Below are 24,332 nucleotides of genomic sequence, written 5' to 3' on the forward strand. Positions count from 1 at the left end.
CGTCACCAGGACCTAGTCAGCACTGCCAAAGCCCCGATTGCCCCCACCATTATTGCTGGGATCATCCGTGGCCTTTTCGTATTCTTTTTCTTCGTCGTTGTCATCAATTAAATGTCCGAGCGTCTTTTCCGCAGTGGTCAACTTCTTTTGAAGGTCCTTGGATAGCTTGATTCCTTCTTGGAACTGCTCAATGGCTGATTCGAGAGGGACATTGCCCTGCTCCAGCTGGTTAACAATTGCCTGCAGTTTTGTCAGCTGCTCTTCAAAAGTTGGTTCTTTACTTGCCATTTTTCTTCTCCTTAATATCTGTTATCGTAACGGTTACCTCGCCATCAGCAAAGTGTAAGAGCAATGGCTCCCCAGTGTTCAGTTGGGCGGCCTGGTTGACGACCTTCCCGTTTCTGGTCACGTAGGTATAGCCCCGTTCCATAATTTTCAGCGGGTCCAATGAATGCAGCTGCTTGGTCAGGGCCTGCAACTGCTGAGCGGTCTGCTGGGTCTTTGACTGGGCCGCCGTCTGTAAGCGGGCTGCCAGCTGCTGAACAGTTAGTCGCTCTTGATCAACCAACCGTTGCGGATTATAGGCTAGCAGGCGGTTATAGACCTGGGCCACATCATTTGCCGCATTGGTTAAACGGCGCTCCTGTTGCTGACGAAGCTGCTGGGTCAACTGGTCAACCTTTTGCGCGTAGTTTTCGTACAGCCGAGTCGGTTGTTGAAAAATATAGCTGCCGGTGAGCTTTGCGAGCTGCTTTTTTTCAAAGTCAATTTGTGCCCGCATCGTGTTGTACAGGCGCTGTTGAAAGTCACTAATCAGCATCAGGGTATTATCGAGGCGTTGGGGGGTCGCTAGTTCAGCCGCGGCAGTTGGCGTGGCCGCCCGTTGATCAGCGACCAAATCGGCAATCGTCGTATCGGTTTCGTGGCCGACCGAGGAAATCACCGGAAGCGGGCAATCCGCAATCGCGCGAGCAACCACTTCCTCATTAAACGGCCAAAGGTCCTCGATTGAACCACCACCACGGCCAATAATGAGCGTGTCAAAGTCGCCGCGTTCGCCCGCCCGTTTAATCTGCCGGGCAATATCAGCAGCAGCCTTCTCCCCCTGAACTACGGTTGGGAATAGTACCACCTGGGCAATCGGGTAACGACGCCGCACCGTCGTGTTAATATCCCGAATCACTGCTCCGTTCAGACTAGTTACGACCGCAATTCGCCGGGGAAAGAGCGGTACTACTTTCTTAGGCCGGGAAAAGAGCCCTTCAGCATTGAGCTTCTTCTTTAACTGTTCAAAGGCCAGGTAAAGCGAGCCCACCCCGTCCGGTTCCATCGTGTCGATATAGATCTGGTAGCGGCCGCTACGTTCATAGAGGCCGACATGGCCGGTTACACAAAGTTTCATCCCCTCTTCGGGGGTAAACTTCACCTTGCTAAACTGGCTCCGAAACATCACGGCATCAATTACCGCCTGGTCATCTTTCAAACTGAAATACTGGTGACCGCTGCGCAAGCGGAAATTGGATAGTTCACCGGTAAGGTAAACCGTCTGCAGGTAAGGATCACGGTCAAATTTTAGTTTTAAGTATTTGGTGAGCTGACTAACCGTCAGGTACTTACTTCTGTCCATTTCTCCTCCATTCAGCCAGGTCGACCGTCTGCTCCATCAGGCTGGCAATCGTCATTGGGCCTACTCCCCCCGGCACTGGAGTAATCATCTTGGCAATCGGTTCGACAGCCGCAAAATCCACGTCACCGGTTAACTTGCCGGACGGGAGTCTGTCCATTCCCACGTCAATGACCACCGCACCAGGCTTCACGTCATCCTTGCCGATAAAGTGGGCAATCCCCGTCGCAACGATTAAAATATCCGCCTGGGTGGTTAGTTCCCGCAGGTTCTTCGTGTGGCGGCCAGCAATGGTCACGGTCGCATTGGCATTAGCCAGCAGGGCCAGCAACGGTTTACCAACCAAGATGCTCCGCCCCACGATCACTACATTTGCTCCCGCTAGTGGGACCTGGTAGTAGCTAAAAATCCGCATAATACCACGCGGGGTACAGGCAACCGGGTAGTTGCCCGGCTGGTTGCCAAAGAGCTTCCCTAGGTTGTCAGGGTGCAAGCCATCAACGTCCTTGGCTGGAGAAATCGCATTGGTAATGGCAACGGCGTCCAGGTAGTCAGGAAGCGGCTCTTGAACGATGATTGCGTCAATAGAATCATCGTTATTCAGCTCCTTAATCGTTCCCAGTACCGTGGACTGCTTAACATCAGTCGGAAAACGGTATAGGTCGGACTTTAACCCCATCTTTTCCGCCAAGCGGTGTTTGTTGCGCGTATAAATTTGACTAGCAGGATCATCGCCAACCAGGACGACCGCGATTCCTGGTTTAATTCCGCGCTCAATCAAACCAGCAGCCCGGGTGGTGGTATGCTGGTTAACCTGCTTTGCTAGCTTCTTGCCATCGATTAGTATTGCCATTCCATTTCCTCCTCAAGTATTTCTATTTTAACATAAACTCCGGGACGGACAGAAACATGAACGAGGCCCAACATTTGGCTTCCCAAATGCTAGGCCCCACTCATTTTATAAGTTGTTTTCCTTTTCAAACCGGCCAAGAGCACCGTTAATGAACTTTCGGGATTGATCGTTACTAAATTCCTTTGCTAATTCCAGGGCCTCATTAATTGCCACGGGCGTTGGAACTTCCTCAACGTATTGCAGCTCATATAAGGCCAAGCGGAGAATGATCAAATCAGCCTTAGCCAGGCGATCAATCGTCCAGTCACTGGCAAGCAGGCTGCTAATCTGCCCATCTAAAGCAGCCTGCCGGTCACTGACTCCAGTCGCCAGCCGTTGGACGTATTCGGGAATCGCCCGTTCATCATGGTGTGGAATCGACTGGTAAATCGTTGCCAAGTCGGCATCCGGGTTAGTTTGTAAAGCAAACAAAACTTGGAACGCCTCTTCACGAAGCGCGTGACGAGTTAAACTCATGCTTCTTCGTTACCTCCATCATCTTCGGAATCTTCACTAAATAAGTTATCCGGATCAACCTGCTTTTCTTCCTGCAGGGCAACAACCCCCTTAACGTGGACGTTAACTTCCGTCACTACCAAATTAGTCATGAGAGTCACCTGTTGCTTGATCCGCTTCTGGATTTGGCCCGCTACTTTCGGGACGGAAGCACCGTACTCAACGTAGACGTCCACGTCGATAGTCAAGGAGTCACTGTCCTTTACCAGTTTGACCCCCCGCCGGTGATCAGACCGCCCCAACAGTTCACTAACGCTGTTGGCAAATGATCCGTACATCTTGGATACACCACCAACCTCGCTTGCCGCGTAACCAGCAATGATTTCTAATACCCGGGGAGCAATTTCGATTGTTCCGAGGCTCTGATCATCATTTAAAATAATTTTTGATTCTTCTGGCATTTTTAACCCTCCATGGGAACCGGGCACGAACCCTGTCTCTAAGTATTATCAACACAAGAGTGTAACAGCTGAGCAGTGGCACCCCTCATCGAGCATGCACCGCCGCAATTAGCAGCCGTTACCAATAGTCTTTATCTATTTTGCACTAAATACGGGTAAAAATCAACGGCCATCCCCCGCAAACGGCAGACGGACGCAGGACTCGACTTGGCGGTTATACCAGTCGTGAACGACTAAGTCGAGTGCGTGCATGGTAAAGTGACCATAATTTGTCGCCGCGTTTTCCTTAATTGTCGCCAAGAAACGATCCGGAGCACTAATGGGATGGGTGAACCGTGCCACCGTAACGTGTCCCGAAATGGTCGGGTACCGCTCCGCCACGAGCAGGTGCAGTGCAGGCAGTTCCGACCGGAGCCGGCGCCGCAATTCCGCCAACTCCGGACCGTAGTCGCCGGTTACTAATACCGCTCCTGGACTGACAATCATCCCCTGGAGCCGCCAGTGAATCGGTGGAGTGGTCGTGACGATTTTGCCAACTGCCGCCCGGTAGCGAGCAAACTGCTTGGCGGAAAGCCGCAAACCGTCCCGTGCCGCTAATAAATCCATCACCGTAATGTGGAGATTAGGCGATGGGTAATAGTATTGCTCTGGAGCAATCGCGACTAACTGCTGCAGGGTAAATTCAATATTTCGACTCACATGGGCTGGCAGGCGTCCCAGCAGAGTCAGTCCCCGGCGGCTATCTGGACGGGGCGACCGGAGGCGGCGGTCGATTTCCAGTTGCCGCGCGCGAATCCGCCGGCGGCCCTGGTCATTAATCGACCGGTAGAGCTGCCTTAACTGCTCCTCCACCTTAATCACCCACAATCATCAGATCAGTTGGCGCCGTTGTCAGCACCTGGGGACCGGCATGGGTAACGACCACATCATCCTCTATCCTAACGCCGCCAATTTCTGGAATGTAAATTCCCGGTTCAACCGTGAGCACTTCGTTATTAACCAGCTTGACCTGGCTGGTTCCCGGACCGTAGCTCGCCGGTAATTCGTGGACCGCTAGACCAATACCATGTCCCATCCCATGGTTGAATTCATCCCCGTAGCCAGCTTCTTCGATCAACTGCCGCCCCGCGGCGTCGAGCTTGTCACCACGGACACCGATCCGGGCCTGGTCAATCACTGCCTGCCGGGCAGCATTAACAATTTGATAAACATCACGCAGCTCCGGGTCAATTGACCCCACCGCAACCGTCCGGGTCATATCAGCAGTATAACCGTCAACGAAGTAGCCAAAGTCCAGCGTTAAAATGTCCCCGTCAGCTAGCAGCTTGTCACTAGCGGTAGCGTGGGGCTTGGCAGCGTTAAGGCCGCTTGCCACAATCGTTGGGAAAGAGGCCCCACTAGCGCCGTGTTCCTTCATCCAGTAGTCAAGCAGGTTGGCCAGGTGGCGTTCACTGACCCCGGGACGAATTTGCTCGAGGAGGTAGCGGAAGCCGGCGGTGTGCAGGTCCGCGGCCCGTTGGAGCTTTGCCACTTCCGTACTATCTTTGACCAACCGCATTTTTTCAAGCAGCTGATTAAACGGTACGAGATCCACAGTCATTATTTCGTCAAGCAGGTCGTATAAACGGTAGGAAATACTTTCCTCATACCCCAAGACGGCAATCTGCATAGCTTGGCAAAGACGGTCAAGATCATGATAGTAGTCTTGGCTGATGGTCGCCACGACCTCATCACTGTCAAACTCCTCCAAGGCCAGCTGGTAACGAGCATCAGTCACGATAATTGCCTGGTCCTCAGTAACTAACAGAAAGCCATCCCCTTGAAGAAGATTAAACCCGGTTAAATAGTAGATATTTGTCTGGTTGGTCACCAAGAGTGCGTCAACATATAATTGGGGAAGACGCTGTTGGAGACGCTGGATTCGAGTAGCTACCATCTTTTTCCCTCCAAAAAATAAAAAAAGACCATGACATCTCCGTCACAGTCTTCATTTTTAAACGTTATTCAGCAACTGGGTAGACAGATACCTTCCGCTTGTCACGGCCCATGCGTTCAAACTTAACAACACCGGCAACCTTAGCGTACAGAGTATCGTCACCACCACGACCCACGTTTTCACCTGGGTTGATGTGCGTACCACGTTGACGGTAAATGATGGAACCAGCAGTTACCATTGAACCATCAGCGGCCTTAGTACCAAGACGACGACCAGCTGAGTTCCGACCGTTGGCAGTGGAACCGCCCCCCTTGTGGTGGGAGAAGAATTGTAAATCCATAATCATAGTTGTTCACCTCCGGCAATGAACTTAGTTTAACATTTTTACTTCAATGTTAGCTGGATAACCTTGCTGAATGTCTAACAGGCCATTCAGCAAGGTATTCAGGAGGAGCTGACTATCATGGTCAGTTCCCAGTGCGGACGCCTTTAATAGGCCCCCGTTTTGATTATCTCTTTCTACCGCTGGCTTGTGGTGAACAACGTGTTCTAAGCCATTAATGGTAGAAATGGTCAAAGCAGATACGGCTGCACAGACAATATCTTGTCCGTACGGGCCAGCCTCAGCATGACCGGTAATCGTAAAGTCGGTGATTCGCCGATTCGAATCTAACGTAAAGTGTGCCCGAATCATGCCCTCACCTCCACATTAAGCGTTGATCTTGTCGATCGTAACCTTAGTGTATGGTTGACGGTGACCCTGCTTAGTGTGGGTGTGCTTCTTAGGCTTGTACTTGAAGGTAACAACCTTCTTTTCCTTGCCTTGCTTTTCGACAGTCCCTTCAACAGCAGCACCATCAACGAATGGCGTACCGATCTTGGTGTCGTCACCACTAACTAAGATTACCTTATCAAAAGTAACCTTGTCACCTTGCTTAGCGTCAAGTTTTTCAACGAAGATGGCTTGGCCTTCTTCAACCTTGTATTGCTTACCGCCAGTAACGATAATTGCGTACATATTGTGCACCTCCTTAATATCTCAGACTCGCCGAATCAAGCAGCAGTGCTTTGAACTTGATAGCGTGCGGTTGTAGTTGTTGGTTCACAAATACAACGTTTGTATGATAGCAAATTTTCCGATAGTCGTCAACTCTTATTTTAGGGCAGCCCTTTTGAGATGACGGAACATAGGACAAAGCCGACGTGACTAGCTTGTCCGTTTTCGTTCCCGCGTCACAAGCTACCCGAAAGAATAGTTCCGACGCCCAGAAAAGTTTGGTGGATAAGCTCTTTAAAAATAGTAAAGAGGCTGAGTTGTTTCTCAGCCTCCTGTTGGACAATTTAACTCTGGAGTGCGGATAAACTGTAATCTGTTTAGCAGGCACTCCTACCCCAGCCTAAATATCACTTACTGGCGCGCCCTCTTCACTGATAAAGAAGCCCGCACTAATGATATTGTCGCTGTTAAATTGATTAAACATCTTCTCAACGCTTTGGGTCATATAACGGGCGGTATAAATCATCCCGTCTTTAAGCCAGTGACGGATGAGCCCGAGAAAAGCCGAATCAATAAAGGAGATTTGCAATTGGAGAGGAACCGACTGCTGTTTTTGTGGATTGTTTACAGTATTACAATAATTTGCTAAACCGTTCGCCAAACGATCATACATTTGTTCATAGAAGAAATCTGTCTTTTCACTATTCAATAGAACATCAAAGATATCGGCGTTCTTCTCAATGTAGTTAAAAGCTCTACTTACGGAAAACACCTGCACAGTTCGCTTCATTGACAAACTAAAGTCATCACTATCTACCATTACTTCAGCAAAGAAGTCATCAAGGATTTCTTTAATCGCCGATTTAATAAAGTCGTGCTTATCCTTGTAATGTAAATAGAAAGTTCCGCGGGTGATGCTGGCAGTTTCTGTAATTTTTTGGACACTTATATCCTCGATCTTTTCACGCCGCATTAGGTAAACAAGCGCCTTGCGCAGGCTATTCCTTGTTTTTACCACGCGCGGGTCCGTCTTATTAACAGCCATCAATCATCATCCTTTCATCTTCAGCTTGTGTTCTTCTCCCCTTCCCATACTTCTACTCCTTTAAAGTATAGGTTCCTCGAAAGCGCTTTGTCAAACTTCTTAACGTACTTTTTTCAATAATTTATTTAATATCTCTTCAGTAAGCGATTGACAATGAATTAAAGAAAATTATATACTTAAATCTGTCTGGAGCGGTAGCGCAACTGGATAGAGCATCGGTCTTCTAAACCGAGGGTTGTGGGTTCGATTCCCACCCGTTCCATTTAAATAGAATTCTGTAAAATCATGAAAAAGCCCCAACCCCTTGATATTAAAGCAGTTGAGGCTTTTAGTTTATTTTTTAAAATCGTAGAAAATCATGCAAAATAATAAAGTTGGGGTACATTTGGGGTACAAATTATTCACCCAGCCGTTCAGTAATCATTTTTTGCAGTTCCCTTAAATCGTCATCGGTGGCTAAGTCCCGGACGAACTTTCGGGCGTATGATCGGTAGCGGTAAATCCTAGTTTTTTCCTTATTATTATCGCTCCATTTTTTCTTTGCTCGCTTCTGGGCTTCACTCTCCATAATGGTCGACCTCTTTATATTAGTATGGTATACTGTAAATGCAAAAGGACAAGAGCCCCATCTCTTGTCCCCTTGCGTTCCGGAAAAACGATTTTGTCAGCTAGTCGCTATTTGCGATTAGCTTTTTTTATTATCGCGTAGGCTATCGCAAAGTTGATAGCCGCTACTGACAAATAATAGATTGCCAGTGCGATAACAAGACGCCTCGCTTCCCGGATGGTATTTGTTTCCATCAGTATCATCCCCTTTCCGGATTCAGGGAATCACTTCCGGAACGCTGTGGTCTTGGCAAGGTCGCGACTCCTTATCTCAACCACAATCATTATTATACATTACTAACCCATATAAAACAATACTTTTTTGCACTAAAAAAGACCCGGCAGACGCTTTCCACACGTCTCCGGGTCACGGTTAACTTTGAAGGTTTTCCTTTCCATATTAAATTAGCTAAAAGTTACTTTCTGCTTGCCGCCTACTGATTCAACGGTCACGTGGTCAGCCAGTACCTCGTTGGTCGTCTTGCCGTCTAAGATCGGCTTGGCTGACCCTTCAAACTCAGGGAACCAGTAATCAACCCGACTGCCCTCGCCACCCTCATCATCAGAGTAGCGGGATACTAACTGGAGCTTTTTACCAACCAGGCCATCTGGGTAGTCGAATTCGCCATTAAAGCCAGCCTGCCCGGATCCATAGACACCTGGATATGCCTTAGCGACATCAGGACGGTCAACTGAGTTCACCTTGACCCGCTGAACTTCCTTACCGTCAGCCAGCAGAATCAAGAAGCGGTGCTTCAAACCAATCGACTGGTCAGCCGCGTGCCAGCCTGACAGCTGGAGCTTGCTGGTGTAGATGGTTGACTTCCGGCCGTCCAAGTAAGCCAGGTTTTGAGTGAACTCGTGGTCAGCCGTAAAGTCTGCCGCATTGCCATTGCCCGCTGGATCATCAGTATAGCGGAAGTAAATGGTGACCTTCTTACCAGCCTTATCCTTGGTGTAGTTGAATTTGGCTGAGAAGCCGCACTTAGCGTCGATGTCTGGATAGGCCGTGTGGACGTCTGGACGGTCAGCTAGATCTACCTTCTGCCGGGCCAACTCGTGACCATCGGCTGTCAGAATGATGTAATGGTAAGGCTTATCCTTGGCTTGGTCAGTACCGAACCAACCAGCTACGACAACCTGGTCGCCATCAAAGGCTACACTGTCTAGCCATCCGCTCGTGGTAATCTTGGCCGGTTCAACGGCTCCTTGTTCAGTGGTGTAGTAGCCGGAGAAGTCGTAAGACATATCAACACGGTAGCCACCGATTGGGTAGCTATTTGAGAACTGCCAAGTGCCGACATTATCCACACCAGGCTGACTAGCGCCGTATGCGGCAATCCAGCCGTTAATCTTATAGCCAAAGGCACCTAGGCTGACCTTACCAGCCCAGATATATGAAGCCATCGTGTACAAGTCAATCCGTGGGAACCCATTGGCAATGACCCGGTCCAGGAAGGCCTTAGCGAAAGCTGGGTTGCTTCCTTCTTCCAGGTCAAGGGCCATTACAGAACTGGCATCAATGCCGTACTGCTTGGCTACCGAACAGAAGTAGTCCGCTTCCGCAAAGGCTTGGTCTGCGCTCCAGAAGCGAGCATAGTGGTAGCAGTGGACAATCAGGCCCACTTTAACGGCATTTCGGATTTTCTCAGCCGATGTTGAACCAATCCAGCCGGTGCCTTCGGTTAACTTGATAATGACGGCTTTAACGCCACCGTCTTTTAGTGCCTGCATAAATTGCACGCTTGATTCCTGGTAGTCGGATAAATCCGCAACTAAGTTAGGCATGGTTATCATCGTCCTTTCTTTGGTAATCGTCATTCAGCTTGTAGATATACTTTTTTAGTTGGTCAGGGAGTGGCAACCCCATTTGGCCCCAGTTCTCCATAATCGATGTCAAGTAGAAAAGAATGTAGAACAGAACAAAAGTATTCGCCGCACTCCGATAGCCGGTAACGTCCATAATAGGATAAAGGGTCAGAATAACTAGTAAAAGGACACCGTGTTTGATTAAGCCATCGGTGCCCTTTGTTGATGTTGTCTTATGAGTGACCAGGCTCTTTGCAAAGCCGGTAATAATGTCAACGATTACCGCCCACACTAATAACCAGATCATCCAGTTATCGACCATTCCGGTGAAGTGCAAGATATACATCGTGTGGAATGGCGGTGCGGGTGGTCCCTGTAATAATTGCAATTTATATCACCTTCTCGTTATGAATCTTTATGAATGTATAGAAAATCCGCATGGCAACCGGCTCCTGGATCTAAATCAGTATCTGAACTTATCCATAATGCACCGCTTTTTCCCAGAGAGCACTTAAAGTTTACGCTATGAGAAGGCGCATAATAGGAAACAACTGATTCTTCGACAGGTCGTAAATGCTCCGCTAGATTTCCAACATTGACCCGCCATTGATTGCTGCTGTTATATAAGTATCCGGATACATCAATATGCAGTGAGATTAAAGTTGCATTTTCAGCAATCCTTACCGAATAGTAGGAATCATCGATAGTCCCGCCAAAGTTCGCAGTGAAATGCTTCTCACCTCTATGCTCGGTCAATTGTCGGGAAGCTAACAGTTGGGACGCTTGGCTATTGGCACTGTTGGCCTGATTAATCGCTGTTTCAAGTTCCTGCTTTGCCCCGTCTAATGCAAGCATTTTGGCAGATACAAGCTCTTTAACATCGTTCTCCGTTTCAAGTAACTGCTTGTTGACATTACTGGTCAGGGCCTCATTATCGAAATTATACCGGTCAGTCGTTAAAAACTGGCTAGTCTTTGCATTGATATACTTTTGGATCTCGTCCCAGGTGCCAACACCATCTTTACCAATGGCTTGCAACCCGGTATTGACACCACCAATATGCCAATTGCCATCTTCACCGATAACTGGCGTATCGCCAGGTTCACCCTTAGCACCTTTTAGGGCCTGTAAGAAATCGTTGAAAGTCCCGGTGTTTCCGTTTGCCAACCAAACCTCATAAGCAGATTTACCAGCGGGGCCAATCATTTTAGCGACATCTTGTTTTAATTCCTGCTTTAATTCGACAAACCGCCGCTCAAAATCTTCCACTTTGATTGCCGACACTACGGAAACCGTGTCGTCCCCAACCAGGTTACTGTTGACTGTTAGCTCCAGGGAACCGATTGTTGGGAAAATATCAGTCTTCTTATCCTCAGTGACCCACATCTCAACCTTGTATGTACCGGGTTTTAGTCCCTTGAGTGAACTAGAATAAAAGCCAACCGATTCCCCACCGGGAGCAATCGTAGCGTCAATGCTGCGCTTGTCATCGCTATCCAGGTGGAAAACAATCGTCTGATTGTCGGTAAAATGAACCCGGTCTAAGTCAGTGTAGGCCTTAAAGAGGAACTGGGTATTGGTATCGCCCAGCTTAGTTACTGGGTCACTGATACACTCCAGTCGTAAATCTTTCATTAAAGCACCTCCATAACTGCCGCCCCGTCAGGTACTGTGTATTTCTCAGGCGACTAAAAAAGGACTACGCCGCAACGTAATCCTTACCGGTAATTTCCTTATACTGTTCTGGTGTAATCACTACATTGACGTAGCCAGAAACTTCATTACCTAAGTTAAACATAGTCTTGATAAATGCTACCCAATCCATAGTTAGTTACCTCCGTTTTCGTTTTTCTTATTCATTGTTACTTGTGCCAACTGCAAACCTAGCGCATTAACTGACTGCTTTAATTGCTGGTTTTGCTTTGTCAGTTCAGCAACCTGCATTCCTAATGAATTCATTGCTTTGACGCTTTCACTAGGCTTGCTTGGATTCTGCGCCAAAAAATCTTCCTGTTGTGCTTCGACATATGCCTTATGTTCTTCTTCGGTAGCTGCTCGCCAAGTTAAGTCCGCCTGTAACTTGGCCGGCACCAGTAAACCACTCGGGTCTTCAAAGGTTTCATTGGCTTTAAGCTGATACTCATCTGGCACAATGTCAGAACTTGCAGAGATATGAGTTGTCGGATCAGCACGAAAAATTCCTTTCATTAGTATCCCTCCTTAGTCATGATGGAAGTAACGAACGTGGATAAAGAAACTACCGTTCCAATTATCTGTCGAATCACCATCCGTTCGATAAATCGAAACTTTGTTATCCCACAATCTTGTGTTAAAAACAGTCTGTTGCCAACTAGAAAAACCGACACTGATTCCCATAGCATCAGCACGCAAACTGTCCGGAATCGTTATAATATTTTCGGCAACAAGGCCTTTAACATTTACTGGGTGAAACTTTAGGTCAAACTCAACGTCTTTACCGTTCGGCAACTGAACAAAACGATACCCCTTAGAATTTTCGTCCCATCCAAAATTACCTGCTAGTACAATCCCAGTTGTTGACCAATCAGAAATTTTAAGCGGCTCATAGTCAATGATGCCGTCCAGCTTGGTTTGTGGATAAACCACGTTGCCGTTACGGTCTTTCATCTTTCCAATGTATGCCATTAGAGTAGTCCCTCCTCTTTCATCTTCATAACAATTTTGCGTACTTCCTTTTCAAAGCCAGTGATAGCCCCAGGCGTGGTCTCGTAGTAGATTTGACGCTTCCGGCTATCCGGCTCGTTCTTCATCGCTTTTACGACTTCCGTCATGCGCTCTTAACCTCCTCGATTGAGTAATCACTGGTTGGACCCACAACCAACCCGGCATTGTAGCCATCATCGGTTGTCTGAGCCACCTGGTCTACACTGAACGGTTCCGAAGTTGGCCCCAGGTCGGTCATGTGTAAGGTCTGAACCTCGTTGATGACCCGTTCAACCATGTCCGACTGAACAATCGAATCAAGAATGTACTTCTTAAATTCATCGGCTTCTGCCTGCGTGAACAGCCCTTGCTGGAGAATCTTCTCTTCCAAGGACTTCAAACGATTCTCACAGGTAGTCAGCATGGTCTTAGTTAACTCGCCCTGCGTGTTCAAGTCATGGAACAGCGTAGAGAACTTCTCGCTCCACTCGACGATGGCCTTCTTAACATCGCCATCACCCTTAGCCAGAATTGCTTCCAGTTTGGAGTACAGGTCCTCAAACGGCGTGATGTAGTCACTCGGGATAATCCCAGAAATGACTTTATCAGCTAAGACTTCCAGATTAAATTCTAGGGTGGCAATGTTTTCGTGATTCCGATAAATTCGGAAAAAGGCCTGCTGGTATGAGCCTGCAACTGCAAAGGCTCTAGCTGGCATATCAAACCGGAATTGCCCATTGAGCGGGTCCACTGGGACCCCATGCTTAGTGTCTAGCACTGCATACTTGCCACCTGGCAGCTTACCTTCAAAGACATAGTTAGCACCAGTCAAATCAAACGGTGTGCCATCTTCATTTTGAACATTAACAAAAATCTGCCGCATGGTATCTTCATACTGCCGGGCCTGTACCCAGTTTTTAATACCTGCATCGTTAAAATCAATGGTAAAGTTCTGAACGTTATCGACTAACGCTCTGCGATCTTTACCAATGACGTAAGTTAGTGTCTGCAACTAAATAACCCCCTTTTCTTTTAAAATTGCTTCGACCACATTACGGATGGCTGTATCATCAGTCCCCATCGTAATGCGGTCGATTCTTGCATTTAAGCGTTTCTCAAGTTGTGCCAATTCATTCTTGGCATCAGTACCATCATCATCGCCCTCCAACTCGGCAATTTTCTTGTACATCAACTCAAAGCCCTGGGCAATGGCTTCTCTGACATCAACGCCATACATCTTATGGCGGATTGCCTCAGCAATCTGCTTCATCGTGTGGTCAGAGTCGTCAAATGATGTATTGTCACGATAACTAACTGCCACTATTATCACCACCCTTCGCATTCTCCAGTGCTTCAACACGTTGGCGTAACTTTTCAAGCTCGCTGGTCGGCACATAGTTTTTCATGACCTGTGACAAGTCATTTTGGACATTGGTGACGTTTTGCCGCATGGCAGCTAAATCCTTGCTAGTAGCTGCATTAGCAATTACTCGGTCAGTACCACCAGTGATAGTCTCTTGAACTTGAGCCACCTGGTTAACCAGCACCTTGACTTGCTGGAATTCCTTCAAACCAACCTGGTTTTGCACCTGGTAGTCATCAAGCCCCATCTGCTTGTCGCCAATGGTCAGCTGAGAATTGTACGGGTGAAGCAGGTCAACCTTCTTCTCAACAATTCGCAGTAGCTGTTCCTTTGCCACGTACGGGTTAATGAACATATAACGATCGCTTACTGTAAAACTCTTAAAGTTAGGCATGTGCAGTTCAAGGGCGGTGACTGTCCACGACTGCGGGATCCGCTGGGTAGCTATCCAAGCGCGGGCCTGCTTTAACAGCTCATTGGGATCGTCAATGTCATCAAAGGGCACCTTGCCTTCGATAATGCCAAATTCCTTTTGCAGGTCAGGAATGTCAATGTAATCCTTACCTTCATTTACAGTGGCAATCGTGAGCTTAGGCCGGGGGCCGTTGTTGTTTTCTTGATAAGTCGTGTCTTCGGTAGGAGCAGAAGAGCCATCCCCACCGTTCTTGATGAGTTCCCGGACGTCCATCCAACCACCAGATGGGTCGAACGAGTGACTGACGGCTTCCATGAAGTCCTTCTTAGTTACCCCGATATGGCAGTGGTCAAGGTCACGCCAGCCGATAACATCGCCGGTTTTAACCTTATCACCAATGTTAACCCGGATCTGGCCCGGACCAGAAAAAGCTTCCTGGTAAACGATGTTAAAACCGTCAGCTGAATGGGTAACAACGTACCACTTCAAGCCACCCATGTAGCCTTTGTGGGTAACCGTGCCGCCATGCACCGCATGAACATCACGGCCAGGGTGGTCATAAGCGCCGAAGTCGACACCATCGTGGTAACCATTGCCACGAAAAGCACCAGTTCCTGGTCCAAATGACTGTTCTAGTGAGAATGGCTTATTTCCGTCTTCAGGAGAGAACGGCCAACCCCAGCCGCCACCGCCGGAACCATTGTGACCACCCCAAGACTTGATAAACCCGATACATTGTTGAATCGGGTGTCCAATATAGGCATTCGGCCATGGAGTTGCGTTGGCAATATCCCAGGTAGCAGCAGCCGTTCCTTGCAGGTAAACCCGGCCGATGGTCCCCTTACCAAACTCCTGGTTCCATTTAGCAGCCAGCCCAGGATTAGCCGGCATCGATCCTTCCGGTGCCCACCAAGCTGGTGAAATGGTATTTGATTGCGATGTGTTCTTGATCCAGTCGCAGACGTATTGGGCGTCCTGGTAAGCGTCCCCATGCCGACCCGTGTGATTCAACCAGCCTAGCCCACCAGATAGCATTTCGCACAGTTCATAAGCGAAAAACCACTCCGGGCTAACGCCGGCGTTCTTGATAGTGTCATATAGTCGATTAACATCGACACCCCAAGCACGGGCCCGGTTTGACCTCGCCATGAAGTCTTGCTTCATCTTATTAATGTCACAACCCCAGGTGGCGTTAATCGGTGATTTGCAAAATTCTTCCGGGCTGCCTAGTTGGCCAGAAGAATCATCGCCAGCAACGTCGACCTTTTCCGGCTCCAGGGTCTTCCCAAGCGGGATCACCCTCGTAATCACCTTGGTCGGGTCGATTGCCATCGTAGCGGCCTTCATGTTCTTGGCTAGTTGAATCGGCGTATTGTCCTTATGGTCTTCACCGATGTCTTTTAGGTAATCGACATAGTGTGGGCCATTCGGATTATACTCAACCCGCAGATAGCCGCCAATCGAATCCAACAGTTTCTCTTTGATGGCTTCACGGGTCTTAGGATAGTCAATCTGACGGTAGCCATTATCCTTGGGATTATCTACATCAACTTTCCGCAGTTGCATTTGCTTATAGTCGTCAACTTGTCCGTTGTGGACTTCAATTAGACTAAGCAAAAACTCCTTTGGTGTTTGGCCGACAAACTCACTGAACCGCTGCACACTATCCATTAAGTAGGCTTCGATGTCCTCGAAAATATACTCACGAGTGAATTGACCACTGGTTTCCATTTCGTACTTGGGCTTAATCGCCCTTCCACGAAAAATTAGCTGCTTATCGTCGTATACCTCAATATGAGTGTGCATTGGGCGAACATTATCAAACAACGGATTGCCTTGGTTAACTTTTAGGGTCAGGTCGTCAATTTCGGTTTCTTTCAAGGTCAAATCGCCAGAAATGACTTGACGGTCAACACGTGGATCATATACGACGAAGCCCCCCTTATCGGTTGGTTCGTTATAGCCAATAATGCGATACATCAAATCATCTCCTCTCGTTTGAACTTGAAAGTGATTGTGCCATTACCCGATAACTTGATCTTGTTATCACCAATATCCAGCACAATCTGAGTGGACTTATAGTTGTCCTTGTTCAGTTCGACCGTCCCCAAGGCGTCACTTTTAAGAGTGACGGCCCCTGACAAATCAAATGCACATTCAACGAACCGGGAACCGATATTGCGGACGTTAACTTCTTGTTCACCGCTCACAGTGAATTTAACCGGCTGGAACAACCAGTGATCGAAGTTAACATCATCCCAGATGTCAGTCCCTTCTTCGTTCTCAGTGATAGCGTACGGGTAAGCCGTAAAGGTTACCGTTGCTGTTAAGGTGCTGGCGTCAGCACTATCTTCAACAGTGACTTCACTACACTTGGCTCGCCAAACATAACCTGGCATGTGGGTATCAGTCAGATTCTGGTAACCTTGTGGAACTAGCTTTCGCTTGATTTCATGCTCAGCCCCTGACCGGTAGCGATAGTCACCGTCAAAAACAATGAACTTATAAGTCAGTGTCCGCACCTCAAAATAGCGCTGATTGTCCAGCATGGAAAAGTCATACTCCCCCTGTTGGTACGGCACCGAATCGGTAATAGTTTTCTCCTTCGGTGTGGGTGCTTCCCGTTCCAATAGCCACAAGCCAGACTTGGCAGAATCGAAGCTGCCGAACTTGATTCCCTCACGGGTTAGCAAATCCTGGACATCTTGGTCGGTAATTGCTAGATCCCGGAACGGAAAGTCAGGATCCGTTGGGTGGTGGAACTGGCTGAATGTTTTATATTCCAATTATGACCACCTACCTTTCAAGCTGACACCTTGACCTAAGTCTTGACTGACCGTTGGTGCAACAATGTGTCCAACGGGAGTGCCGTCCATGTAGACATCACCAGACTTGTCAACCAATTGCCGCAACAGCTGGTTATTCTGCATCTGCAATGTGCTGTCCTGCATGGTCAGCGTGCCGTTGTAGTTACCACTCACTGAGCCGTTTAAGCGGCTTAGTGAGTCTTGGAAACCAGCAGGGCTAAGGCTAGGGTTGACCATTGCTGCTTTGGACATCGTGTCGACAGCTTGTTTGACCATCCGAACTTCATCAGTAATCCCGATGGCAAAACCTTCTGTGAACCAGCGTCCATATTGCATCATGACCCGCGATGGCGAGCCAATCTTAAAGAATGATTTAGCGGCATCGACAGCTTTTCGGCCTAAGTTCATTACAGCATTCACCGCACTACTAATCATGGAAGTGACCCCATTGATAAAACCTTGAACAAAATCTCTGCCGACGCTGACCATTGTCTTAGCAATGTTGGCAACTGCATTTTTACATGCATTAATGCCATTCGAGGTAACTGCTTTAGCAGCATTCCAACCATTGGAAAAGACCGACTTAATACCGTTCATAATCGCAACAATTATACCCTTTAAGGCATTACCAGCAGTCGAAACGATGCTAGTGATGGCGTTCCAGACAGTTGAAACAACACCTTGAATTGCGTCCCAGGCACCGGACCAGTCACCTTGGATAGCTGCTGTGATTGCTTGAATAATTCCGGCCACAACGTTGATAGCCGTCGATACAACCGTGACAATAACGGTCCAAACTGTTTGAATGACGGTGACTAGCACCTGCCAAACAGTCGTCGCAACTGTCACCACGTTCTGCCAGATTGTCGCCATGATTGTGACGAAGTTTTGCCACATTGCCACAATGACGGTCCAAACACCCTGAATGACAGTAACAAGAATTTGCCAGATTGGTGTTGCCACTGCAACAATCCCCTGCCACAGAACACTGAAGAAGGCAGTTAGCCCAGACCACAGCCCCATGATGACAACGACAATTGCGCCAATAACCATCACCAGCGCTTGCCAAATTGGCGTTGCAATGGCGACAATTCCTTGCCACAAGGTACTGAAGAAGTCGGATAGTGCACTCCATAAGTTTTTAAAGGCTTCAACAATCGGCTGAATACTGCTGATAAAGCCGTTCCAGGCACCAACGGCAACTTCCTTGATGGTATTCCACAGATTACTGAAGAATTCACCAATTGGTTGCCAGACTGCTTTGATTTTCTCAACGGTGCCCGACACAAAACCAGCTATTGCATTCCAAACAGTCGAAGCAACGCTCTTTAGTGTTTGCCAAGCACTCGATAGGAAAGAAACAAAACTAGACCAAATCTGCTGGCCGGTTTTGGTTTTCGCAAAGAAGAAAACTAGAGCAGCTACTACGGCTGCAATAATGGAAATCACCCTAACTAAAGGGTTAGCATTCATAACTGCATTAAATGCCGCTTGTGCTGCCGCCGCAATCTTTGAACTCTTCGCTAATGTACTCATGGCTTCCGAAAAAGCCATAGCCAAGTTACCAGCCTTAGCAATTACGCTTAAAGCCACAAATGTTGAACGAAGCCTCATAACAATGGCAATTACACCGTTGATGGACTTAAATGCTCCTATGAAACTAAGCACACCAATAGCAGCACCTTGGAAAATCTTGTTATTAAGTGCTGAGCTTACCATCTTTGCAAAATTCAGAATAACCGTAGTAGCTCCAGCGACAACTGGACCAATAGCAGTAAAAGCAGCGTTAATACCGTTCTTCATACTATCCAAAGTGGAGGCAATTGAACCAAAGCCGGCATTCTTGAACCCTTGGTCAATATACGTCAGCATATTAGCCAGGTTCTTGATAACCGAGTTCTTCAAGTTTGCAAAGGACGTCCCGATTCCGGCACTATTCTTCTTAGCAAGTGCAGCGAATCCATTAGATCCACCATTCAACTTGATAAAGGCATCATTCAGTTGGTCAACCGAAATTTTACCCTTGGATAAGGCGTTGTACAGGTCCATTTCAGCCGATTTACCAGTGAAGCCAAACGATTTTGCCACCGCCCGCAAAGCCGTCGGCATGGTTTCCATCAGAGTCCGCCAGGACATCAAATCGACTTTACCAGTGGACATCATCTGCGTGTACTGTTGAAGTCCACGAGAAGCATCAGCAGAACTAGCACCAGAAGCCAAGAAGGCATTGTTCAATGCCACCGCTGACTTGGCCGCTTTAGTCGCATTACCAGTCAGCGGTCCCAGTTGTTGAGCTGAGGCAGTAATTTCATCGAGTGAGGTGGGCAAACCATCAATTCCTTTTTGCAGAATCTTAGATGACTTGGCTGTATCACCCATTGAGTAGCCTAAGGCGTGCATAACTACTGGATATTTGTTCAAGGTATCAAACCGAGAAATCGCACCACCCATGGAGTTCTTCACAACGTCCCAGGCCTTGCTGGCAATCTGAACAGCCCCCATTCCGGCTGCAACACCTTTAAAGGTGCCCATCATGGAACCACCGGCGGACCTAACGCCACCAGCAGTGTTATTAGTTGACTGTCCCAGCTTATAGACGTTGTTCAGTGCTTGATTCATCGTTGACGAGAACGACTTGTCGACAGCACTTAAAACGGCTTCTACACTAAATTCTTGTGCCACTACTTGCCGCCCCCTTTCCGACGTTTCCTTAGTTCATCCAGCTTCCCGCTTGCTTTCAAGCGCTGGTAAAGCGCAATGTTGGCGTTGAAACTGTCATACGCCTTTGCTTTCTGCTCATGTTCTCTGGTTCGCTTCGATACCTGGTAACCGGGTTCATAAGCACTCCGTAGCTGGTCCTCAAAGTAAGGACGGTCATAAAACTTTGGAAAAGACGTGTAGACAGGCTTAGGATTCTTCTTCCCCTTTGTTGCCTGTACTTGCTGGTTCAACCATGCTTGTAGAGCAATATCTTCCTCAAACTGGATTCTACGAAGCTGATAAGCCTCTAGCCGCAAGTAATACTCACTTAGCGTCAGTGCTTCAACTTCTTTTAAATCGTGAAAGCCCAGATAAGCTAAGCAGTTTAAGACGATTCCACGATAGGTGGTCGCAGAATCCTGCTCAACTTGATCTAGGCTTTCATGTTTTTTGACGTTAACTGAACCTGCGCTGACTTCAGCATTTCGGACTTTACAGAATCGAAAACCTTGTTCAGCTTAGCTGGTGTCAGGCCATCCAGATAATCATCGATTGCAGCTTGTCCTGGACGTGGTGAATTGCCATAAGCCGCTGCATAAATAATGATGGACAGCATACCGGCGTTGTTAGTTTCAATCCCTGTCAAAACCTGGGTTAAACCCAGGCCGAAGTTAATCTTGGGACCGCCCTGCTGAGTTGTGAAAGGCATTGCCTTATCCAGTTCACGGATAAAGCGAACCCCAAAGTGCAGCTCCAATTTCTTATCACCAAAAGTTAATTCCATGATTTATACCTCCACTTTATTGATCCTTGCTTACCAGTTCACCGCTTCCGGTATCTTCCTTAGTCCAAGCAGTACCATCACCAGTTGCGTCATCGTCAGTAATTGCGGCCAAACCACGGAAGCCGAAGTCGATTTCTTCTTCCATTTCCTTGGTCAGCGTTACCCAACCGCGCTTTGGCGCCCCAGTAGCGTTAAAGGTAATTTCACGGGTTGAAGCATCATCGGCGTCGTTAGAACCGCTATCTTCGGTTACGTACCCACGAATATACCAACCAAAATACTTGCCTTGGGTATTTTTACGACGCCGGTTCACCATCCAGATTTCCACCTGCTCACCGTTCAAAATAGCAGTGGCAATTGCATCAGAGGTGTAGCTGATTGCGTCAATAAATTCGTTGGTCAGCTCAGTTTCCAGACCAGCAGGAACAGCAATAGATCCGTCCTTAGTAGCGGTACTATCAGCATCCCGGCTCATATCAAAATCAAAGCTCGTCTGGTGGGGAATCAATTGAGCTGGCATCTTGTGGTCTTCCGACAATAAGCGGAAGAACCCGATGTTATCAATCCCCATGATGGCGTCCTTTGACTTTTTCATTTGAGCAACATTATCAGTAGCCATCTTTATCATCCTTTCTTATCGTAAAATAAAAGCCATCGTGATTACGCCGTGCCATAACAGCGTATTCGCAATGGTATCGTCAACCATCATTTGATTATCAATCAATCCTGGTTTCCCTGAGAAGAAGTAATGTTCTGTCCGAAAAGCCGGATTGTAGGTCAAACTGGCGATTCGTTCTTTCATCCAATCCACCTTTTGCTGCTGGTGGCGACTGCCCCAGATGTGAACCGTGATATAGCACGTCTCACCAGCAGACGTCTTCGTTATGCTTGGTGTAGACTGCTGTTCTCCCACAATGACGAACGGGTACTTGGCGTTCTCGCTATCCAGCGGCAAATGGTCCCAGGTATCAAAGCCCCAGCCCTCGCACTTGTCAGCAATGTAGTTATATAGCTCATTTAAAGCGCTCATCTGAACACCTTCTTCAAATCGCTAGTAAAGATTGCTGACTGGGTAAGGAAAGCTGGACGAACTGTCGGACGTGGCGACATGAACCGCGTCCCATACTCCAGGTAAGGAGCGTAGGTGGTATGCGGGCCCACCGATGCAGTAAACCCAGCATTGAAATAATGCTCAGTGACACTACGCTTAGTCATCCCGGTTGGATGTTTATACGTAGCCTGCATATTCTTCCGCATCTTACTGGCCATTTGAGAACCGTTCTTCTTCACGATTTCCATTACAGCAATCTTCATTTCGGGAGTCTCAGCTTTCAGCTTTGCTTCCAGCTGAGCCAGCCCCTTAAATTCGATGTTCATTCCACTAGCCAATGTCCTCACCTACAATCATCGTGTTTCCCTTGAGCGGGCGTCGTCCAGTCGTCAATCGGTAATGCTTATCACCATCATCAATGGTTAAATAGCTAAAACCAACTTCGACTGGATGTAGGGCCCGCACTACTAACGCCCGCTGGTTAATGTTTCCCAGCACGTTAGCAGAACGATCAACCCCTACATCAGTGACGTTTGCCATGTCCTCAGCTACTAGCTTGATGTCACCGCTGCGGTGGCCTTCCTGGTAGAACTTCACTACGCTATCCATTCGCATGGCTATCACCTGCGTATGGATTGATGAACTGAACTTTGCCCAATGACTTGATTTCCCGTTTCTTTCGCCATTCAGCGATGTCATCAAGGAAACTGTCAAAATCCGTGTTGTCAAAGGTAATGGATTCGCCTTCTTGAGAATACGAGGACATGCCTTCATTCTTCAAGCGGTTATACCGTTTCACACAGACTTCTAGGGGAATATAGCTCAATTCACTTGGAAATTTTTCTTCAGTAGTCAGACCTAGCTTGAACCGGGCCTGCGCAACTGTATTTTTGATAATCAATTCTAAAACACTGTCCATCTTATCGGTGGACAGCTGCAACATAGTCTTCAAATCTTCTTTATTAACAGGTTGGTCCTTCACTTTGGAACCCCCTTACTTTACTAGTGCCAATAATTCGTCCTTAGTGGCACTGGCAGTGTAGCTAATGCCGTGCTTATCAAGGTAAGCCTTAATTTCGGCTACGGTATTAGCAGACGTTGGCTTAACGTCGGTATCGTCCGCCGACGGGGTTAATTTCCCTTGCCATCAATAGTTGCCAGCACAATACCGTCCAGGCGTTCTGGAAAGACCTTCATGGCATCCATGATTACTGATTGATAAGTCAGAGAATCATTAACATTGTTATGGGCAATCCCAATTAAACCAGTTTCATCCGTTGTAAAGCTGAATGCCTGGGCTAGATTTCCACCGACCTGAGCATAAGCAATATTCAAGTTATTAGCCGCAGTAGCAATAACCTTACCCTGCGGAACGGCACTGGAAACAATAACTGAATTGAAGTTGAAGAAGCCTTGTAAATAAGTCATTCCAAAGGCAGTCTGCAAGGTAACATCCGTATCACCAAGGTAATCGTAGAAGTCTACTGGGTTAACGAAGAGAACAGACTGAATGTCGTCATCTTCCCACTTCACAGCTAACTGCCCCATTACCTTAGCCACAGCGCCCTTAAACGAGGTTGCAGTAGTCGTAGTAACGCCAGAAGTATTAGCCAGGTAGCTAAACAAGCCATTCTTAATATCCTTTTGAATATCCTTCAGCAGCTTGGCATCAGTATCATTAACTGCGGCTTGGAAGCCGGAGGACTGGATAGATTCCGCAGTAACCAGTTTCCGGTACTTAGAATATTCAAGCGTTAATGTATCGGCCAGCTTACGGGTAACCTTGGAGAGCGGAATGACTTCCCCTTCACCAACCTTGCCATTGGCCTTAGTGACTTCGGACTTGTAAATTTTAATTTGATTGCCGACAGGCATTGGCGTTAAGCGGGTAACGCCTAGAATTTCTTGTAACTTCTTAATGGACCCTGTGAACTGTTCCGTAAAGTCAATGGAAGCAGCAATCAAGTCATTTTGCATTGTAGTATTAGCTTCAGCAGCCATAGTATAACCTCCTATTTATTAAATAAGTCGAGGTGCTTAGCGATAGACTTCTGACGCTCCAGCGGATCTTTAATTTTCATAATGTCAGCCTTAGTTACTGACTGTTGACCATTGACCCGTGGCGTCGTGCCTTTAAGCATCCCTTGTTTCGTCTTATCTTGAACATCAGCGATTAGATTCAGAATTGCCTTGGTGTTAGCGTAAGTCTGCTCATCATCCCCCGTGACCACCATTTCAACAATTTCATCAGACGGATTAAAACCACTATCTTGAAAGACAGCCATTGTTTCCTTAACGGCCTTATTGTGGTCAAGCTGGTTCTGCAACTCTTGAATCCGTTTGTCCTTAGCCGCCAATTCGTCTCTCGACTTAGCATCATCAGATAGTTCTTTGACCGACTTCTTCTTGTCCATAGAGCCCTCAAGTTCCTTAATCCGGGCTTTCAGTCGGTCGTTTTCGTCCTTGTACTGATTTTTCTCGCTTTGTTCCTTACCAATCCGCTTCTTGAGCTTGCCTAGCAAGGCATCGCTGTCCACCCCTTCAACCTTTGGCGCCTTAGGCTGTTCTTGAGTTTCCTGTTTGCCTTGTTTTTCGTTAGCCGGAGTAACGTTTTGGCTAGTAGTATCTTCATTCATAGTAAAAACTCCTTTCACGCATTTACGGCCATGGGAGGCCCTCGGGCTTAGTTAACGTCCACACACAC

The 24,332-nt window shown here is 47.6% G+C and carries 33 protein-coding genes, 1 tRNA gene, 1 pseudogene and 1 other annotated feature; of the genes and pseudogenes, 1 reads left to right on the top strand and 34 read right to left on the bottom strand.

Features of this window, described 5'->3' with window-relative positions; all coding sequences use genetic code 11:
• Positions 1-12: 12 nt before the first annotated feature.
• The 11 genes from N4599_RS02425 to N4599_RS02475 all read right to left on the bottom strand — a co-directional run bounded on the left by N4599_RS02425 (position 13) and on the right by N4599_RS02475 (position 7,411).
• Positions 13-288 carry an exodeoxyribonuclease VII small subunit gene (locus N4599_RS02425; protein ID WP_003713405.1) on the bottom strand — a complete coding sequence of 92 codons (276 nt, stop codon included), beginning with the start codon at positions 286-288 and terminating at the stop codon, positions 13-15.
• On the bottom strand, positions 278-1,627 hold the full coding sequence (xseA, locus tag N4599_RS02430; protein WP_191364117.1) for an exodeoxyribonuclease VII large subunit: 1,350 nt from the start codon (positions 1,625-1,627) through the stop codon (positions 278-280). The genes N4599_RS02425 and xseA overlap by 11 nt, the downstream gene beginning before the upstream one ends.
• The gene (locus tag N4599_RS02435; RefSeq protein ID WP_260901727.1) at positions 1,614-2,477 is read right to left on the bottom strand and encodes a bifunctional 5,10-methylenetetrahydrofolate dehydrogenase/5,10-methenyltetrahydrofolate cyclohydrolase; all 864 of its coding nucleotides are present in this window, start codon (positions 2,475-2,477) and stop codon (positions 1,614-1,616) included. The genes xseA and N4599_RS02435 overlap by 14 nt, the downstream gene beginning before the upstream one ends.
• A 105-nt stretch (positions 2,478-2,582) precedes the next feature.
• Complete coding sequence (gene nusB / locus N4599_RS02440; protein WP_003713492.1) at positions 2,583-2,993, bottom strand: transcription antitermination factor NusB; 411 nt, start codon at positions 2,991-2,993, stop codon at positions 2,583-2,585.
• Positions 2,990-3,433 (bottom strand): Asp23/Gls24 family envelope stress response protein, encoded by a 444-nt coding sequence (locus tag N4599_RS02445; protein WP_191364119.1) that lies wholly within the window; start codon positions 3,431-3,433, stop codon positions 2,990-2,992. The genes nusB and N4599_RS02445 overlap by 4 nt, the downstream gene beginning before the upstream one ends.
• A 162-nt stretch (positions 3,434-3,595) precedes the next feature.
• A complete protein-coding gene (locus tag N4599_RS02450; RefSeq protein ID WP_260901731.1) occupies positions 3,596-4,285 on the bottom strand; it encodes a 2'-5' RNA ligase family protein in 690 nt (229 codons plus the stop codon).
• Position 4,286: 1 nt separating this feature from the next.
• A complete protein-coding gene (locus N4599_RS02455; protein ID WP_260901734.1) occupies positions 4,287-5,369 on the bottom strand; it encodes a M24 family metallopeptidase in 1,083 nt (360 codons plus the stop codon).
• 64 nt (positions 5,370-5,433) lie between these two features.
• Positions 5,434-5,715, bottom strand: a complete 282-nt coding sequence (rpmA, locus tag N4599_RS02460; protein ID WP_003713367.1) for a 50S ribosomal protein L27 — start codon at positions 5,713-5,715, stop codon at positions 5,434-5,436.
• Positions 5,716-5,739: 24 nt separating this feature from the next.
• Positions 5,740-6,063, bottom strand: a complete 324-nt coding sequence (locus N4599_RS02465) for a ribosomal-processing cysteine protease Prp (RefSeq protein ID WP_260901740.1) — start codon at positions 6,061-6,063, stop codon at positions 5,740-5,742.
• Positions 6,064-6,078: 15 nt separating this feature from the next.
• Positions 6,079-6,387 carry a 50S ribosomal protein L21 gene (gene rplU / locus N4599_RS02470; RefSeq protein ID WP_191364123.1) on the bottom strand — a complete coding sequence of 103 codons (309 nt, stop codon included), beginning with the start codon at positions 6,385-6,387 and terminating at the stop codon, positions 6,079-6,081.
• 13 nt (positions 6,388-6,400) lie between these two features.
• Positions 6,401-6,469, bottom strand: a sequence feature (ribosomal protein L21 leader region).
• 297 nt (positions 6,470-6,766) lie between these two features.
• Complete coding sequence (locus N4599_RS02475; RefSeq protein WP_260901744.1) at positions 6,767-7,411, bottom strand: TetR/AcrR family transcriptional regulator; 645 nt, start codon at positions 7,409-7,411, stop codon at positions 6,767-6,769.
• Between the two features lie 188 nt (positions 7,412-7,599).
• Between N4599_RS02475 and N4599_RS02480 the strand changes: the two genes are divergently transcribed.
• Positions 7,600-7,673: transfer RNA gene (locus N4599_RS02480), tRNA-Arg, on the top strand.
• A 135-nt stretch (positions 7,674-7,808) separates the two neighbouring features.
• On the opposite strand, the gene N4599_RS02485 is transcribed toward N4599_RS02480, so the two are convergent.
• The 23 genes and pseudogenes from N4599_RS02485 to N4599_RS02595 form a co-directional block, all read right to left on the bottom strand.
• Complete coding sequence (locus N4599_RS02485) at positions 7,809-7,979, bottom strand: hypothetical protein (protein ID WP_260901746.1); 171 nt, start codon at positions 7,977-7,979, stop codon at positions 7,809-7,811.
• A gap of 443 nt (positions 7,980-8,422) precedes the next feature.
• Positions 8,423-9,805, bottom strand: a complete 1,383-nt coding sequence (locus N4599_RS02490) for a GH25 family lysozyme (RefSeq protein WP_260901748.1) — start codon at positions 9,803-9,805, stop codon at positions 8,423-8,425.
• Positions 9,798-10,214, bottom strand: coding sequence for a phage holin family protein (locus N4599_RS02495; RefSeq protein ID WP_003714717.1), 417 nt, complete (start codon positions 10,212-10,214; stop codon positions 9,798-9,800). Before N4599_RS02495 ends, N4599_RS02490 begins: the two co-directional genes overlap by 8 nt.
• Positions 10,215-10,231: 17 nt before the next feature.
• On the bottom strand, positions 10,232-11,461 hold the full coding sequence (locus N4599_RS02500; RefSeq protein WP_260901751.1) for a hypothetical protein: 1,230 nt from the start codon (positions 11,459-11,461) through the stop codon (positions 10,232-10,234).
• Between the two features lie 64 nt (positions 11,462-11,525).
• A complete protein-coding gene (locus tag N4599_RS02505; RefSeq protein WP_260901753.1) occupies positions 11,526-11,651 on the bottom strand; it encodes an XkdX family protein in 126 nt (41 codons plus the stop codon).
• Between the two features lie 2 nt (positions 11,652-11,653).
• Complete coding sequence (locus tag N4599_RS02510; RefSeq protein WP_260901755.1) at positions 11,654-12,034, bottom strand: hypothetical protein; 381 nt, start codon at positions 12,032-12,034, stop codon at positions 11,654-11,656.
• Positions 12,035-12,046: 12 nt separating this feature from the next.
• The gene (locus tag N4599_RS02515; protein WP_260901757.1) at positions 12,047-12,490 is read right to left on the bottom strand and encodes a hypothetical protein; all 444 of its coding nucleotides are present in this window, start codon (positions 12,488-12,490) and stop codon (positions 12,047-12,049) included.
• The gene (locus tag N4599_RS02520) at positions 12,490-12,636 is read right to left on the bottom strand and encodes a hypothetical protein (RefSeq protein ID WP_260901760.1); all 147 of its coding nucleotides are present in this window, start codon (positions 12,634-12,636) and stop codon (positions 12,490-12,492) included. The genes N4599_RS02515 and N4599_RS02520 overlap by 1 nt, the downstream gene beginning before the upstream one ends.
• Positions 12,633-13,520, bottom strand: a complete 888-nt coding sequence (locus tag N4599_RS02525) for a phage baseplate upper protein (RefSeq protein WP_260901763.1) — start codon at positions 13,518-13,520, stop codon at positions 12,633-12,635. The genes N4599_RS02520 and N4599_RS02525 overlap by 4 nt, the downstream gene beginning before the upstream one ends.
• Positions 13,521-13,829 carry a hypothetical protein gene (locus N4599_RS02530; RefSeq protein WP_260901766.1) on the bottom strand — a complete coding sequence of 103 codons (309 nt, stop codon included), beginning with the start codon at positions 13,827-13,829 and terminating at the stop codon, positions 13,521-13,523.
• The gene (locus N4599_RS02535; RefSeq protein ID WP_260901768.1) at positions 13,819-16,266 is read right to left on the bottom strand and encodes a phage tail protein; all 2,448 of its coding nucleotides are present in this window, start codon (positions 16,264-16,266) and stop codon (positions 13,819-13,821) included. Before N4599_RS02535 ends, N4599_RS02530 begins: the two co-directional genes overlap by 11 nt.
• Complete coding sequence (locus tag N4599_RS02540) at positions 16,266-17,072, bottom strand: phage tail family protein (protein ID WP_260901770.1); 807 nt, start codon at positions 17,070-17,072, stop codon at positions 16,266-16,268. The genes N4599_RS02535 and N4599_RS02540 overlap by 1 nt, the downstream gene beginning before the upstream one ends.
• Positions 17,073-19,775 (bottom strand): tape measure protein, encoded by a 2,703-nt coding sequence (locus N4599_RS02545; protein ID WP_260901772.1) that lies wholly within the window; start codon positions 19,773-19,775, stop codon positions 17,073-17,075.
• Positions 19,775-20,044 carry a hypothetical protein gene (locus N4599_RS02550; RefSeq protein WP_260901774.1) on the bottom strand — a complete coding sequence of 90 codons (270 nt, stop codon included), beginning with the start codon at positions 20,042-20,044 and terminating at the stop codon, positions 19,775-19,777. Before N4599_RS02550 ends, N4599_RS02545 begins: the two co-directional genes overlap by 1 nt.
• 182 nt (positions 20,045-20,226) lie before the next feature.
• Positions 20,227-20,577, bottom strand: coding sequence for a tail assembly chaperone (locus tag N4599_RS02555; protein WP_062812755.1), 351 nt, complete (start codon positions 20,575-20,577; stop codon positions 20,227-20,229).
• A 16-nt stretch (positions 20,578-20,593) separates the two neighbouring features.
• On the bottom strand, positions 20,594-21,196 hold the full coding sequence (locus tag N4599_RS02560) for a phage major tail protein, TP901-1 family (protein WP_062812754.1): 603 nt from the start codon (positions 21,194-21,196) through the stop codon (positions 20,594-20,596).
• A 15-nt stretch (positions 21,197-21,211) separates the two neighbouring features.
• Positions 21,212-21,607, bottom strand: coding sequence for a DUF3168 domain-containing protein (locus N4599_RS02565; RefSeq protein ID WP_260901777.1), 396 nt, complete (start codon positions 21,605-21,607; stop codon positions 21,212-21,214).
• The gene (locus N4599_RS02570) at positions 21,604-21,966 is read right to left on the bottom strand and encodes an HK97-gp10 family putative phage morphogenesis protein (RefSeq protein ID WP_242362518.1); all 363 of its coding nucleotides are present in this window, start codon (positions 21,964-21,966) and stop codon (positions 21,604-21,606) included. The genes N4599_RS02565 and N4599_RS02570 overlap by 4 nt, the downstream gene beginning before the upstream one ends.
• Positions 21,959-22,237: a hypothetical protein gene (locus N4599_RS02575; protein WP_260901782.1), complete on the bottom strand. Its 279-nt coding sequence runs from the start codon at positions 22,235-22,237 to the stop codon at positions 21,959-21,961. The genes N4599_RS02570 and N4599_RS02575 overlap by 8 nt, the downstream gene beginning before the upstream one ends.
• The gene (locus N4599_RS02580; protein WP_260902452.1) at positions 22,230-22,571 is read right to left on the bottom strand and encodes a phage head-tail connector protein; all 342 of its coding nucleotides are present in this window, start codon (positions 22,569-22,571) and stop codon (positions 22,230-22,232) included. Before N4599_RS02580 ends, N4599_RS02575 begins: the two co-directional genes overlap by 8 nt.
• A gap of 51 nt (positions 22,572-22,622) precedes the next feature.
• Positions 22,623-22,736: pseudogene (locus N4599_RS09935) on the bottom strand (Ish1 domain-containing protein); the annotation flags it as partial.
• Positions 22,737-22,759: 23 nt separating this feature from the next.
• Complete coding sequence (locus N4599_RS02590; RefSeq protein ID WP_260901784.1) at positions 22,760-23,629, bottom strand: hypothetical protein; 870 nt, start codon at positions 23,627-23,629, stop codon at positions 22,760-22,762.
• Between the two features lie 11 nt (positions 23,630-23,640).
• Positions 23,641-24,264 (bottom strand): capsid assembly scaffolding protein Gp46 family protein, encoded by a 624-nt coding sequence (locus N4599_RS02595; RefSeq protein ID WP_260901785.1) that lies wholly within the window; start codon positions 24,262-24,264, stop codon positions 23,641-23,643.
• Between the last annotated feature and the right edge of the window lie 68 nt (positions 24,265-24,332).

The organism is Limosilactobacillus oris (assembly GCF_025311495.1).
Classification (GTDB): domain Bacteria; phylum Bacillota; class Bacilli; order Lactobacillales; family Lactobacillaceae; genus Limosilactobacillus; species Limosilactobacillus oris_A.

What these genes read in the sequence shown, in the direction of transcription:
- N4599_RS02425 (WP_003713405.1), bottom strand. Translation starts at nt 288, where the DNA reads ATGGCAAGTAAAGAACCAACTTTTGAAGAGCAGCTGACAAAACTGCAG.
- xseA (WP_191364117.1), bottom strand. Translation starts at nt 1,627, where the DNA reads ATGGACAGAAGTAAGTACCTGACGGTTAGTCAGCTCACCAAATACTTA.
- N4599_RS02435 (WP_260901727.1), bottom strand. Translation starts at nt 2,477, where the DNA reads ATGGCAATACTAATCGATGGCAAGAAGCTAGCAAAGCAGGTTAACCAG.
- nusB (WP_003713492.1), bottom strand. Translation starts at nt 2,993, where the DNA reads ATGAGTTTAACTCGTCACGCGCTTCGTGAAGAGGCGTTCCAAGTTTTG.
- N4599_RS02445 (WP_191364119.1), bottom strand. Translation starts at nt 3,433, where the DNA reads ATGCCAGAAGAATCAAAAATTATTTTAAATGATGATCAGAGCCTCGGA.
- N4599_RS02455 (WP_260901734.1), bottom strand. Translation starts at nt 5,369, where the DNA reads ATGGTAGCTACTCGAATCCAGCGTCTCCAACAGCGTCTTCCCCAATTA.
- rpmA (WP_003713367.1), bottom strand. Translation starts at nt 5,715, where the DNA reads ATGATTATGGATTTACAATTCTTCTCCCACCACAAGGGGGGCGGTTCC.
- N4599_RS02465 (WP_260901740.1), bottom strand. Translation starts at nt 6,063, where the DNA reads ATGATTCGGGCACACTTTACGTTAGATTCGAATCGGCGAATCACCGAC.
- rplU (WP_191364123.1), bottom strand. Translation starts at nt 6,387, where the DNA reads ATGTACGCAATTATCGTTACTGGCGGTAAGCAATACAAGGTTGAAGAA.
- N4599_RS02475 (WP_260901744.1), bottom strand. Translation starts at nt 7,411, where the DNA reads ATGGCTGTTAATAAGACGGACCCGCGCGTGGTAAAAACAAGGAATAGC.
- N4599_RS02485 (WP_260901746.1), bottom strand. Translation starts at nt 7,979, where the DNA reads ATGGAGAGTGAAGCCCAGAAGCGAGCAAAGAAAAAATGGAGCGATAAT.
- N4599_RS02490 (WP_260901748.1), bottom strand. Translation starts at nt 9,805, where the DNA reads ATGCCTAACTTAGTTGCGGATTTATCCGACTACCAGGAATCAAGCGTG.
- N4599_RS02500 (WP_260901751.1), bottom strand. Translation starts at nt 11,461, where the DNA reads ATGAAAGATTTACGACTGGAGTGTATCAGTGACCCAGTAACTAAGCTG.
- N4599_RS02505 (WP_260901753.1), bottom strand. Translation starts at nt 11,651, where the DNA reads ATGGATTGGGTAGCATTTATCAAGACTATGTTTAACTTAGGTAATGAA.
- N4599_RS02510 (WP_260901755.1), bottom strand. Translation starts at nt 12,034, where the DNA reads ATGAAAGGAATTTTTCGTGCTGATCCGACAACTCATATCTCTGCAAGT.
- N4599_RS02515 (WP_260901757.1), bottom strand. Translation starts at nt 12,490, where the DNA reads ATGGCATACATTGGAAAGATGAAAGACCGTAACGGCAACGTGGTTTAT.
- N4599_RS02520 (WP_260901760.1), bottom strand. Translation starts at nt 12,636, where the DNA reads ATGACGGAAGTCGTAAAAGCGATGAAGAACGAGCCGGATAGCCGGAAG.
- N4599_RS02535 (WP_260901768.1), bottom strand. Translation starts at nt 16,266, where the DNA reads ATGTATCGCATTATTGGCTATAACGAACCAACCGATAAGGGGGGCTTC.
- N4599_RS02555 (WP_062812755.1), bottom strand. Translation starts at nt 20,577, where the DNA reads ATGGAATTAACTTTTGGTGATAAGAAATTGGAGCTGCACTTTGGGGTT.
- N4599_RS02560 (WP_062812754.1), bottom strand. Translation starts at nt 21,196, where the DNA reads ATGGCTACTGATAATGTTGCTCAAATGAAAAAGTCAAAGGACGCCATC.
- N4599_RS02565 (WP_260901777.1), bottom strand. Translation starts at nt 21,607, where the DNA reads ATGAGCGCTTTAAATGAGCTATATAACTACATTGCTGACAAGTGCGAG.
- N4599_RS02575 (WP_260901782.1), bottom strand. Translation starts at nt 22,237, where the DNA reads ATGGATAGCGTAGTGAAGTTCTACCAGGAAGGCCACCGCAGCGGTGAC.
- N4599_RS02580 (WP_260902452.1), bottom strand. Translation starts at nt 22,571, where the DNA reads ATGTTGCAGCTGTCCACCGATAAGATGGACAGTGTTTTAGAATTGATT.
- N4599_RS02590 (WP_260901784.1), bottom strand. Translation starts at nt 23,629, where the DNA reads ATGGCTGCTGAAGCTAATACTACAATGCAAAATGACTTGATTGCTGCT.
- N4599_RS02595 (WP_260901785.1), bottom strand. Translation starts at nt 24,264, where the DNA reads ATGAATGAAGATACTACTAGCCAAAACGTTACTCCGGCTAACGAAAAA.